8 protein-coding genes and 1 pseudogene are annotated in these 12,050 nt (G+C 67.5%); 1 reads left to right on the forward strand and 8 read right to left on the reverse strand.

Annotated elements, in window-relative coordinates:
- Window positions 1-11 precede the first annotated feature (11 nt).
- From DRB17_RS08185 to DRB17_RS08215, 8 genes and pseudogenes are all read right to left on the reverse strand, one after another.
- Entirely contained in the window at window positions 12-1,001 is a 990-nt protein-coding gene (locus tag DRB17_RS08185; RefSeq protein ID WP_114581720.1) for a zinc-dependent alcohol dehydrogenase family protein, read from the reverse strand.
- Window positions 1,002-1,043: 42 nt separating this feature from the next.
- Window positions 1,044-2,447, reverse strand: a complete 1,404-nt coding sequence (odhB, locus tag DRB17_RS08190; protein ID WP_479680570.1) for a 2-oxoglutarate dehydrogenase complex dihydrolipoyllysine-residue succinyltransferase — start codon at window positions 2,445-2,447, stop codon at window positions 1,044-1,046.
- A gap of 147 nt (window positions 2,448-2,594) precedes the next feature.
- Window positions 2,595-3,185 (reverse strand): annotated as a pseudogene (locus DRB17_RS20950) (biotin/lipoyl-containing protein); the annotation flags it as partial.
- A gap of 68 nt (window positions 3,186-3,253) precedes the next feature.
- Entirely contained in the window at window positions 3,254-6,289 is a 3,036-nt protein-coding gene (locus tag DRB17_RS08195) for a 2-oxoglutarate dehydrogenase E1 component (RefSeq protein ID WP_114581722.1), read from the reverse strand.
- A gap of 75 nt (window positions 6,290-6,364) precedes the next feature.
- Window positions 6,365-7,240: a succinate--CoA ligase subunit alpha gene (sucD, locus tag DRB17_RS08200; protein WP_114581723.1), complete on the reverse strand. Its 876-nt coding sequence runs from the start codon at window positions 7,238-7,240 to the stop codon at window positions 6,365-6,367.
- The gene (gene sucC / locus DRB17_RS08205; protein ID WP_114581724.1) at window positions 7,240-8,436 is read right to left on the reverse strand and encodes an ADP-forming succinate--CoA ligase subunit beta; all 1,197 of its coding nucleotides are present in this window, start codon (window positions 8,434-8,436) and stop codon (window positions 7,240-7,242) included. The genes sucD and sucC overlap by 1 nt, the downstream gene beginning before the upstream one ends.
- Window positions 8,437-8,615: 179 nt before the next feature.
- Window positions 8,616-9,572, reverse strand: coding sequence for a malate dehydrogenase (gene mdh / locus DRB17_RS08210; RefSeq protein WP_114581725.1), 957 nt, complete (start codon window positions 9,570-9,572; stop codon window positions 8,616-8,618).
- Between the two features lie 192 nt (window positions 9,573-9,764).
- Complete coding sequence (locus DRB17_RS08215) at window positions 9,765-10,979, reverse strand: aromatic ring-hydroxylating oxygenase subunit alpha (protein WP_114581726.1); 1,215 nt, start codon at window positions 10,977-10,979, stop codon at window positions 9,765-9,767.
- A 130-nt stretch (window positions 10,980-11,109) separates the two neighbouring features.
- Here DRB17_RS08215 and gcvA point away from each other — a divergent pair, with 130 nt between their 5' ends.
- Window positions 11,110-12,042 carry a transcriptional regulator GcvA gene (gene gcvA / locus DRB17_RS08220; protein ID WP_161958743.1) on the forward strand — a complete coding sequence of 311 codons (933 nt, stop codon included), beginning with the start codon at window positions 11,110-11,112 and terminating at the stop codon, window positions 12,040-12,042.
- Window positions 12,043-12,050 lie beyond the last annotated feature (8 nt).

Below are 12,050 nucleotides of genomic sequence, written 5' to 3' on the forward strand. Positions count from 1 at the left end.
TGGACGCGGTCTCAGGCGACATCGATGACGACCTTGCCGACCGCCTGTCCGGATGCAAGCCGCGCGTGCGCGTCGCCGGCCTGTTCCAGCGTGAACGACGTCTTGTCCAGCAGCGGGCGCAGCTTGCCGGCCTCGACCGCCTTCGCGACCTCGGCCAGCACCTCGCCGTGATGCGCGCGGTTCAGGTCGTAGAGCATCGGCACCAGCATGAAGACAACGTGGATCGACAGGCCCTTCACGTGCGCGGTCGTCAGGTCGAAGGTCTGCATCGCCACCGTCGTGGCCACCTGTCCGTGCGGGCGCGCCGCCGTCATCGCGGGATAGAGGTTGTCGCCGCCCACGCTGTCGAACACGACGTCGAAGCCCAGCCCGCCGGCATGGCGCGCCACCATCTCCTCGGCGGATAACGCGCGCCGGTCGATGGCGACATGGGCGCCCAGGTCGCGCGCGATCCGCGCCTTGTCCTCCGAGGACACCGTGGCGAAGACCTCGGCGCCGCGAAGCTTGGCAAGCTGCACCGCGACGTGACCGACGCCGCCCGTGCCGCCCATCACCAGCACCCGGTCGCCGGGCTGGACCCTCGCCTTGTCCACCAGGCCTTCCCACGCCGTCAGCGTGACCAGCGGCAGGGCCGCGGCCTCGCGGAAGGAAAGGTTCGACGGCTTCCGCGCAAGCAGCCTGGCATCGGCCGCCATGTATTCGGCCAGCGCGCCGCCCGTGCCCTTCACCCCGCCGGCGCAGCCATAGACCTCGTCGCCGGGCACGAAGGCGGTGACGCCCTCGCCCACCCGCTCGACCACCCCGGCCACGTCGCCGTGGAGTACGGCCGGCAGCTCGGGCGCGATGCTTCGCCCGCCGGCACGGATCTTGGTGTCCACCGGGTTGACGCTGGTGGCGTGGACGCGGATCAGCACCTCGCCCGCCTTCGGCGACGGCGTTTCGATCTCGGCGGTGCGGAAAACCTCCGGTCCGCCGAATGTCTCGACGATCTGCGCTTTCATCGGCTTCCTCGCGCGGGTTCGCGGGGGCGGACGGCCCGGCGGTTACGTCTGCAGCAGCAGGCGGGCCGGGTCCTCCAGGCACTCCTTCACCCGGACCAGGAAGGTCACCGCCTCGCGGCCGTCGATGACGCGGTGGTCGTAGGACAGCGCTACATACATCATCGGCCGGATCTTCACCTCGCCGTCCACCGCCATCGGCCGGTCCTGGATCTTGTGCATGCCCAGGATGCCGGACTGCGGCGTGTTGAGGATCGGCGTGGACAGGAGCGAGCCGAAAACGCCGCCGTTGGTCATCGAGAAGGTGGCCCCCTGCAGGTCCTCCATCTTCAGCTTGCCGTCGCGGCCCTTCTTGGCAAGCTCCCGCAGGGAACCCTCGATCTCGGCCATCGACTTCCGGTCGACGTCGCGCACCACCGGAACCATCAGGCCCTGCGGCGTCGAAACCGCCATGCCGATGTCGTAGTAGTGGTTGTAGACGATCTCGTCGCCTTCGATACGGGCGTTGACCGCCGGCAACTCCTGCAACGCCTGCACCACCGCCTTGGCGAAGAAGCAGGTCATGCCCAGGCGCACGCCGTGCACCTTCTCGAACTGCTCGCGGTATTCGGCGCGAAGCTGGTTCACGGCGGTCATGTCGATTTCGTTGAACGTCGTCAACATGGCCGCCGTGTTCTGCGCCTCCTTCAGCCGCTTGGCGATGGTCTGGCGCAGGCGGGACATCTTCACCCGCTCCTCGCGCTTTTCGCCGGCCCCGGGCGCCTTGGCCTCCGCCGCCTTGGCAGCCGGTGCCTTGGCAGCCGGTGCCGCGGCGCCTTCCGCCTTCGGCGCCTCGGCGCCAGCCTTGGCGGCCGGCGCGGACACGCCCTCGGGCGGCGCCAGCGGCTGCACGCGACCTTCGGCGAAGGCGACGACGTCCTCCTTTGTCAGCCGCCCACCGGGGCCGCTGCCGGGAATGCGCGAGGGGTCGACGTTATACTCCTGAACCGCCACCCGCACAGAGGGAGAGAGATCCTCCGGCCGGACGCTGCCGGGACCTTCGCTGAGAAAGGCCATCAAATCCTCACGGGTGACGCTGCCGTTCGTACGCGGCGCGCGGTTCGGGTCCAGCCCGCCGCTGGGTCCACCGGCGGGCGCCGTTGCCGTCGGCGCGGCCTCGGCCGCCGCTGGCGCGGGCTCTTTGGCCGGCTCCGGCGCGGCTTCGCGCGCAGCGGGCGCTTCGGCCTTGGCGGGCGCCGCGCCCTTCGAGATCCGCCCCAGGATGGCGCCAACCTCGACCGTATCGCCCTCGCCGGCAAGCTGTTCGGCCAGCGTGCCGTCCGCCGGGGCGTTGACCTCCAGCGTCACCTTGTCCGTTTCGAGTTCCACAATCGGCTCGTCGACCGTCACCGTGTCGCCCGGCTGCTTCAGCCACTGCGCCACCGTCGCCTCGCTCACCGACTCGCCCAGCGTGGGAACCGGCACGTCGACCTGCTCGCCACCGCCGGCCGCCGGGGCGGCCTGCTCCTTCGCCGGGGCGGGTGCGGATTCCTTCGCCGCCGCAGCAGCAGGCGCCGCAGCCGCGCCTGCACCCTGCGCCACGCGGCCAATGACGGTGCCGACCTCGACCGTATCGCCCTCGCCGACGAGCTGCTCGGCCAGCGTACCCTTGGCCGGCGCGTTCACTTCGAGGGTGACCTTGTCGGTTTCGAGCTCCGCCACGGGCTCGTCCGCCTCGACAGCATCACCCGGCTGCTTCAGCCACTGCGCCACCGTCGCCTCGCTCACCGACTCGCCCAGCGTCGGCACCGCGATATCCACCTGTTCGCCGCCACCCGCGGCGCCATTGCCGCCCGCCGCAGCGGCCGGCTGCTCCGCCTTGGCAGGTGCTTCGGACTTGGCGGATGTTTCGGGCTTGGCGGGTGCTTCGGATTTCGCGGGCGCCTCGGCCTTTGCAGGGGCGGCCGCCGCACCTTCACCGATGCGGCCCAGCAGGGCGCCGACCTCGACGGTATCGCCTTCCTGCACCAGGACCTCGTCGATGGTACCCGCCGCCGGTGCGTTGACCTCCAGCGTGACCTTGTCGGTCTCCAGTTCGAGGATCGGCTCGTCCGCCTCGACCTGCTCGCCCTTGCCCTTGAGCCATTGGGCGACCGTCGCCTCGGTCACCGACTCGCCCAGCGTAGGCACCTTGATGTCCGTCGCCATCTATCCCCTCGCCTGTGCCACAGGAAAACGGCGGGGCACCGAAGGCCGCGCCGCACCCAACCGCAACGCTATTTCTTCGTTCGCGAACGGGCGCTGCCGCTCCGTCCCCCGGATTTCTTCGCGCCCAAGCCGGAACTGGCCGCCGCCGAGGAAGACGCCGCCGCCTTGCCGGCCGCGCCATTGCCCTTGGACGAACCGCCGGACGCCTTCTTCGCCTCGCCAGTCCGCGCGGCCTCGTCCGCCTTGCGCGTCTGGATGCGCGACATGCGCGGCAGGCCGACCGTCAGCGCCTCGTCCAGAAGCTGCGCCTGCTGACGCTTGTGCCAATCGGCGACGCCCGTGGCCGGGGAGGCCGCCGTGCGCCGCCCCGCGTAGCGCGGGCGTGGCTTGGCGAAGCCGACCTCAGTGGCGATCTCCTCGATGAAGGTTTCGATGAACGCCCAGGGGCCCATGTTGCGCGGCTCTTCCTGGCACCACACGATATCGCAGTGCTTGTACGGCTCCAGCTCCGCCGCCACGGCGTCGGCCGGGAAGGGATAGAGCTGCTCCATGCGCAGGATGTGGATGTCGGTGATGCCGCGCTTCTCGCGCTCCTCGATCAGGTCGTAGTACACCTTGCCCGAGCACATCACGACCTGCCGCGCCTCCGCCGGCTTGCTGGGCGGATTGTCCTCGTAAAGCACGCGGTGGAAGCTGCTGTCCTCGCCGAAGTCCTCCAGGCGGCTGACGCAGCGCTTGTGGCGCAGCAGCGACTTCGGTGTGAAGATCACCAACGGCTTGCGGAATTCGCGATGCAACTGCCGGCGCAGCGCGTGGAAGAAGTTGGCGGGCGTGGAGCAGTTGACGATCTGCAGGTTGTCCTCGGCGCAAAGCTGCAGGAAACGCTCGATGCGCGCCGAGGAGTGCTCTGGCCCCTGCCCCTCGTACCCGTGGGGCAGCAGCATCACCAGGCCGGACATGCGCAGCCACTTCACTTCGCCGGACGCGATGAACTGGTCGATGATAACCTGCGCGCCATTGACGAAATCGCCGAACTGCGCTTCCCAGAGGACAAGGGCCCGGGGCTCGGCAAGCGAGAAGCCATATTCGAAGCCGACCACGCCGGCTTCCGACAGCGGACTGTCGACGACCTCGAAGCTGGCCTGCTCGGGGTCGATGTTATTCAGCGGCACGTACCGGCGCTCTGTATTCTGGTCCACCAGCACGGCATGGCGCTGGGAGAAGGTGCCGCGCCCGGAATCCTGGCCGGAGAGCCGGACCGGATGACCCTCCACCGCCAGCGTGCCGAAGGCCAGCGCCTCGGCCGTGGCCCAGTCGATGCCCTCGCCGGACTCGATCATCTTCGCCTTGGTATCGAGCAGCCGCTTGATCTTGCGGTGCACGTTCACGTCGTCGGGCACATGCGCGAGGGCACGTCCCACCTTCTTCAACGTGTCCGTGTCGACGCCGGTATCGCCGCGCCGGGCGCCATAATCCTTGGGCCGGGCGAAGCCCGACCAGACACCCTCCAGCCAGTCCGCCTTGTTGGGGCGGTAGGTGGAGGCGGCGTCGAACTCCTCCTGCAGCGTCTCCTGCCAGCGCTTCAGGTCGCCGTCTGCCTCTTCAGCGGAGAGCACGCCCTCGTTGACCAGCCGGTCGGCGTAAAGCTTGCGCACGCGGGGGTGCTTCTTGATCGCATCGTACATGATCGGCTGGGTGAACGACGGCTCGTCGCCCTCGTTGTGGCCGTAGCGCCGGTAGCAGAACATGTCGATGACGACGTCCTTCTTGAACGTCTGCCGGAACTCCGTGGCAATGCGGGCGACGTGCACCACGGCCTCCGGGTCGTCGCCGTTCACGTGGAAGATCGGCGCCTGGATCATCTTTGCCACCTCGGTGCAATACGGGCCCGAGCGGGCATGCACCGGGTTGGTGGTGAAGCCGATCTGGTTGTTGACGACGAAATGCACCGTGCCGCCGATGCGGTAGCCGCGCAGTTCCGACAGGTCCAGCGTCTCCGGTACGAGGCCCTGCCCGGCGAAGGCGGCATCGCCGTGCAGCAGCAGGCAGGCCACCTCGGTCCGGTCGGTGTCGCCGCGCTGAAGCTGCTTGGCGCGGACCTTGCCGACGCACACGGGGTTCACCGCCTCAAGGTGGGAGGGATTGGCCGTCAGCGAGAGATGCACCCAGTTGCCGTCGAACTCGCGGTCCGAAGAGGTACCGAGGTGGTACTTCACGTCGCCGGAGCCGCCGATATCCTCGGGATGCGCCGCACCGCCCTGGAACTCATGGAAGATCGCGCGATAGGGCTTGCCCATGAAGCTGGCCAGCACATTCAGGCGGCCACGGTGCGGCATGCCGATGACAACCTCTTTCAGGCCCATCTGGCCGCCGCGCTTCAGGATCTGTTCCAACGCGGGAATCATCGATTCGCCGCCGTCGATGCCGAAACGCTTGGTGCCGGTGTACTTCTTGTCCAGGAACACCTCGAACGCCTCGGCCGCGCTCAGGCGCTCCAGGATGGCCTTGCGGCCGCGCTCGGTGAACTCGGTGCGGTTGTCGATGTTCTCGATGCGCTCCTGGATCCAGGCCTTCTGGTCCGGCTCCTGGATGTGCATGTACTCGACGCCGATCTTGCCACAGTAGGTGGACCGCAGCCGCTGCATGATGCGCCGCAGCGTCGCCGTCTCGAAACCGAGGACATGGTTCACGAAGATCGGCCGGTCCATGTCTTCGTCGGTGAATCCGTAGTTCTTCGGATCCAGCTCGGGATGCGGCTCGATCTCCCGCAGGCCAAGGGGATCGAGATCGGCCTCCAGATGGCCGCGCACGCGGTAAGCGCGGATCATCATCAGCGCGCGGATGGAGTCCAGCGTGGCGGCGCGGACGTGCTCCGCCGTCAGGTTGGCACCATGGGCCAGGCTCTCGGCCACGGCCCCGGCGCCCTCCCCGCCGCCGTTCGGCTTGAAGCTCTCGATCAACGAGCGGGCGTCCGAATCCAGCTCGCCGAAGAAGCGGCGCCAGGCCGGATCGACGGCGTTGGGGTCCTGCTGGAAACGGTGGAATAGGGCGGCGACAAGGGCTGCCTTGTCGCCGTTCAGTGCGCTGTGCGTGAATTCCGACATCGGCCTAACATGGCGACGCGGCCGACACCGGGAGCCGGCCGCATCTGCAGGATTTTGAGCCCACAGGACCCCCGGTCAGCCCTGCAACGCCTTCAGCATGGCAGACCCGATGGCCGCGGGCGAGTCGGCAACGGTCATGCCGGCCGAACGCATCGCGTCCATCTTGCCTTCCGCACCGCCGGAGCCGCCGGAGATGATCGCACCGGCATGGCCCATGCGACGACCCGGAGGCGCGGTGACGCCCGCGATGAAGCCGACAACCGGCTTCTTCACCTTCGACTGCTTCAGGAACTCCGCGGCTTCTTCCTCGGCGCTGCCGCCGATCTCGCCGATCATCACGATGCCCTCGGTCTCGTCGTCGCCAAGGAACAGGTCCAGGCAGTCGACGAAATTGGTGCCGTTGACCGGGTCGCCGCCGATGCCGATGCAGGTGGACTGCCCCAGGCCGGCGGCCGTGGTCTGCGCCACTGCCTCATACGTAAGCGTGCCCGAACGGCTGACAATACCGATCTTGCCGCGCTGATGGATGTGGCCTGGCATGATGCCGATCTTGCAGGCATCGGGCGTGATGACGCCGGGACAGTTCGGCCCGACCAGCCGCGTCTTGGAGCCGCTCAACGCGCGCTTCACCTTCACCATATCCAGCACCGGGATGCCCTCGGTGATGCACACGGCAAGATCCAGCTCGGCATCTACCGCCTCCAGGATCGCATCGGCGGCGAACGGCGGCGGCACGAAGATCACGCTGGCCGTGGCGCCGGTCTTCTCCTTCGCCTCGGCGACGGTGTTGAACACCGGCAGGTCCAGGTGCGTCTGGCCGCCCTTGCCGGGGCTGACGCCGCCGACCATCCGCGTGCCGTAGGCGATTGCCTGCTCGGAGTGGAAAGTGCCCTGGGCGCCTGTGAAGCCCTGGCAGATGACTTTGGTATTCCGATCGACCAGGACCGCCATTACGCTGCCTCCCGCGTCGCCTTGACGACTTTCTCGGCCCCGTCCGCCAGGTTGTCGGCGGCGATGATAGTGAGGCCCGACTCTTCCAGGATTTTCTTGCCCATCTCGACGTTCGTGCCCTCCAGGCGCACGACCAGCGGCACGTGCAGCTCGACTTCCTGCGCGGCCGCCACGATCGCCTCGGCGATGACGTCGCAGCGCACGATGCCGCCGAAGATGTTGACCAGGATGCCCTCGACGTTCTTGTCGGAGAGAATGATCTTGAAGGCCGCGACCACACGCTCCTTGTTGGCGCCGCCGCCGACGTCGAGGAAGTTCGCCGGCTCGCCGCCGTAGAGCTTGATGATGTCCATCGTCGCCATGGCGAGGCCGGCGCCGTTGACCATGCAGCCGATGTTGCCGTCCAGCTTGATGTAGTTCAGCTCGTGCTGCGAGGCCTCGATCTCGGCGGGGTCCTCCTCGTCGAGGTCGCGCATCTCCACCACCTCTTTCTGGCGGAACAGCGCGTTGTCGTCGAAGTTCATCTTGGCATCGAGCGGCAGGATACTGCCGTCGCCGGTGACGATCAGCGGATTGATTTCCACCAGCGAGGCGTCAAGCTCCAGGAACGCCTTGTAGAGCGAGGACAGGAACTTGACGAAAGTGCCGATCTGCTTGCCCTCGAAGCCCAGTCCGAAGGCGATCTTGCGCGCGTGATAGGGCATTACGCCGGTGGCCGGATCGATGATCTCGCGCAGGATCTTCTCCGGCGTGCGCGCGGCGACCTCCTCGATCTCCATGCCGCCCTCGGTCGAGGCCATGATGGTCACGCGGCTGGTGGCGCGGTCGATCAGCAGCGCCAGGTAAAGCTCGCGCTTGATGTCGGCGCCTTCCTCGACATAGAGGCGGTTGACCTCCTTGCCCTGCTCGCCGGTCTGCTTGGTGACCAGGACCTGGCCCAGCATCTCCTCGGCGTTGTCGCGGACTTCGTCGATCGACTTGCAGATCCGCACGCCGCCCTTGCCGTCGGGGTTGTTCTGGAAGCGTCCGGCGCCCCGGCCGCCGGCGTGGATCTGCGACTTGACGACGTAGACCGGACCGCCCAGATCCTTCGCGGCGTCCACGGCCTCGTGCGGTGTATAGGCGACGTTGCCCCGCGGTACGGGCACACCGTACTTCGCGAGCAGGCGCTTGGCCTGATATTCGTGAATGTTCATGCCAGCCTTGTCGGTATTGTGGTTACCAAGGTCGGTTCCAGGTTCGCGGCGAGTGGATGTGGTGCGCTATCGATCAAGCTGCCCCCTGTGCGCCGAATCCCGAATTCCCGGATAGGCCGGGCGCAGAATAGCACCATGTGAAGCGCGATCAACCGCGCCCCGGCCCATCCGGCCAAGTCCTACAGCGCCCCCAGCTTCTTGCAGGCGTCGACGAGCTCGCGCACCGCGTCCACCGAATGGTTGAACATCTGCTGTTCGTCGTCCGTGAACTTCAGTTCGACGATCCGCTCGATGCCGTTCTCGCCGATCACCACCGGCACGCCGACATACATGTCGTTGACGCCGTACTGGCCGGTAAGGTGCGCCGCGGCCGGCAGCACCCGCTTCCTGTCCAGAAGATAGCTCTCGGCCATCGAGATGGCCGAGCTTGCCGGCGCGTAGAAGGCCGAGCCGGTCTTCAGCAGGCCGACGATCTCGCCGCCGCCCTTGCGGGTGCGCTCGACGATGGCGTCCACGCGCTCCTGCGTGATCCAGCCCATCTCCACCAGGTCCGGCAGCGGGATACCGGCGACGGTGGAATAGCGCGTGACCGGCACCATGGTGTCGCCGTGGCCGCCCAGCACGAAGGCGTTCACGTCCTTGACCGAGACGTTCATCTCCTCGGCCAGGAAGTGGCGGAAACGGGCGCTGTCCAGCACGCCGGCCATGCCGCAGACCTTGTGAGGGGGCAGGCCAGAGGCTTGTTGCAGGACCAGCACCATCGCGTCCAGCGGGTTGGTGATGCAGATCACGAAGGCGTCCGGGCAGTACTGCTTGATGCCCTCGCCGACCTGATGCATGACCTTGGCGTTGGTCTCCACCAGATCGTCGCGGCTCATGCCCGGCTTGCGCGGGACGCCGGCGGTGACGATGACGACGTCGGCACCGGCGATGTCCTTGTAGTCGTTGGTCCCGGCCAGCTTCGCATCAAAGCCCTCGACCGGCGCGGCCTCGGCGATGTCGAGCGCCTTGCCCTGCGGAATGCCCTCGGCGATGTCGAACAGGACCACGTCGCCCAGATGCTTGAGGCCGGAGAGCAGCGCCAACGTGCCGCCGATCTGCCCGGCGCCGATCAGCGCGATCTTCTTGCGTGCCATGAAAAGCCCCCTTGGAGGATATGCGACGCGGGGTCGCTTGCGGTTGCCCTGGCGCGGCGGCCGGAACGCGGGAAACGAGCCCGATCCGCCGCACTGCACAATTACCGCGTTTTCGTAACTTGAAATCCGCAAGGGGGCAAGGGCGCGAGGGAGGGATACGCGTACGGACGCGCACCCACTCCCCCTTTTGCGCTATTCCGCCGCCACGATCTCCACATCGGGCGGGCCGTCCAGGATGCCCTCGGTGAGCGCCCGCGCGACCCACAGGTGGAAGGCGTGGTTGCCGGTGTCCATCACCGGCGAGAACAGCCCGCCGTCGAACGCGGGCGACGCGCGACCCTGCTGCATGCGCTGCACCACATCAACGTCCTCCACGAACACCTCCTTCCAGCGCTCCAGCGTCTTGCGCCGGCTGTCGGCATAGGCCTCCGACACCGCCTCCTCGCCGACGTAGTAGATATTCAGGTGCTCCACCGTGCGCTCGACGCCCAGCGGCTCCAGCCAGATCGAGAAGAAGTGGTCGGACTGGATGCCCAGCAGAACGTTCGGGAACAGCGCCACGTACTCCGCCCCCTTCTCCTGCGCCGCGTCGAGTCCGGGGAACTTCGGCAGCGGCGCGTCGTCGGCGGGCGCGTAGTTGGATACGCCCTGCCCGGCATAGAGATCGCCGCCGATAATGGTGTAGTGGTCGCCCAGCTTCGAATAGCTGTTCAGCCCCGGGTGCACCCAGGGCAGATGATAGCTTTCGCAGTAGTTCTCGACCGCCAGCTTCCAGTTGGTGCGCACGTCGAAGTCCATCGACGCGCCGATGTCGCCGCCATGGCGGATCAAGCCAAGGTCATAGGCGCTCCAGCGCCTGGCCAGGGGTGCCACGTGATCCTCGAACGCCGGCGCGTTGCCGGCGAGGTTGACGAAGACGAGGTCGGCCCACACGGCCGTGCGGACCGGGCGCAGCCCGTGGCGCGCCGGATCGAAGCCGTCCACGCGGTCGATGTTGTGGCCGCCGAAATGCGGGGTGGCGCAGAGCGCGCCGCTGTTCAACTCATAGCAGAAGGAATGGTACGGGCAGCGCAGGCGGCCCTTCACCCGCTGCGGCTCCGTCACCAGCTTCACGCCGCGATGGCTGCACACGTTGTGATAGACGCGCACCGCGCCGCCGTGGTCGCGCACCATCAACAGCGGCACGCCCAGGAAATCCACGGGCCGGGCATAGCCGTTGCGCGGCAGCGAAGCGGCGGTGCCGATGCACGCCCAGGTCCGTGCGAAGAGACTCTCCATCTCCTCCGCCTGGAACGCCGGGTCGGTATAGCAGCGGTTCGGCAAGCCCTGCGCCGCGCCGGTGGGCTGCTTGACGTTCGCAAAAGCGTCCAGCGGACGCGATGTCGTGAAGTGAGTGGTGCCCTGCATGACAAAATCTCCCGTGCGCCGAACCCCCATCGTTCTTTCGCGCACGGTCAAATCTGCTTTATGCCTGGAACTCTGTGAACGGCAAGAATACTCAACACTCGATTGATATAGAGTAATGCGAGGAAGCGACATGGCAGTGTCGCGACTGCACAAATCCCTGCCTTCGGTCGGCGCCCTCGTGGCGTTCGAGGCGGCGGCCCGCCACCTGTCGATCACCCAGGCGGCGCGGGAGCTTGGCCTGACCCAGGCGGCGGTCAGCCGCAAGGTGCGCGGGCTTGAGGACGATCTGGGCGTGACGCTGTTCCGCCGGCTGCACCGGGCGATGCGCCTGACGTCCGAGGGCGAGCGCCTGCAGGCCGCGGTCAGCGGCGGCCTGCACCGCATCGCCGAGACGGCCGGCTACCTGCGCCAGCAAGGCAGCGCGGCACAAATCAGCGTTTCCACCTCGATCGCCTTCGCCACCTTCTGGCTGATGCCGCGTATCCCGAAGTTCCGCGCGGCATACCCGGATATCGAGCTGCGCATCACCGCGTTCGACCCCTACGTCGATCCGGGCCACGACGGCGTGGACGCGGCTATCCGCTATGGCAGCGGCAACTGGCCGGGCCTGCGCACCCAGCGGCTGTTCGACGAGGAGATATTCCCGGTCTGCAGCCCCGGCTACCTGTCGGAGCACCCCGAGCTGTCGGACGTGGATGCACTGAAGCAACAGACGCTCCTGCATCTCGACGTCGCCTATCACTCCTGGATCGACTGGGGCACCTGGTTCCGGGAGATGGGGGAGCAGCCGCCGCCGGGGCGGCGCGGCCTGCAGTTCAACACCTACACGCTGCTGATCCAGGCGGCGACGGCGGGACAGGGGGTGGCGCTGGGCTGGCGCCATCTGGTGGACGATTTCCTCGACGCCGGGGCGCTCATCCGGCCGCTCGACGCCTCGCTGCACTCGCAGGGCGCTTATTACGTCGTGCGGCCCGACAACAGCGAAACCCCGCCCGAGGTCGAGACTTTCACTGACTGGGTGCTGCGGGAAGCCGAGGCAAGCGGTGACGGCGAACCAGGCTGAGCGGCGGA

The sequence above is a fragment of the Ferruginivarius sediminum genome (genome assembly GCF_003344765.1).
GTDB lineage: Bacteria > Pseudomonadota > Alphaproteobacteria > Kiloniellales > Rhodovibrionaceae > Ferruginivarius > Ferruginivarius sediminum.

Bases quoted from the DNA above. Each gene is read 5' to 3' on its own strand.
- DRB17_RS08215 (WP_114581726.1), bottom strand. From the start codon at position 10,979: ATGCAGGGCACCACTCACTTCACGACATCGCGTCCGCTGGACGCTTTT.
- sucD (WP_114581723.1), bottom strand. From the start codon at position 7,240: ATGGCGGTCCTGGTCGATCGGAATACCAAAGTCATCTGCCAGGGCTTC.
- DRB17_RS08195 (WP_114581722.1), bottom strand. From the start codon at position 6,289: ATGTCGGAATTCACGCACAGCGCACTGAACGGCGACAAGGCAGCCCTT.
- mdh (WP_114581725.1), bottom strand. From the start codon at position 9,572: ATGGCACGCAAGAAGATCGCGCTGATCGGCGCCGGGCAGATCGGCGGC.
- gcvA (WP_161958743.1), top strand. From the start codon at position 11,110: ATGGCAGTGTCGCGACTGCACAAATCCCTGCCTTCGGTCGGCGCCCTC.
- DRB17_RS08185 (WP_114581720.1), bottom strand. From the start codon at position 1,001: ATGAAAGCGCAGATCGTCGAGACATTCGGCGGACCGGAGGTTTTCCGC.
- sucC (WP_114581724.1), bottom strand. From the start codon at position 8,436: ATGAACATTCACGAATATCAGGCCAAGCGCCTGCTCGCGAAGTACGGT.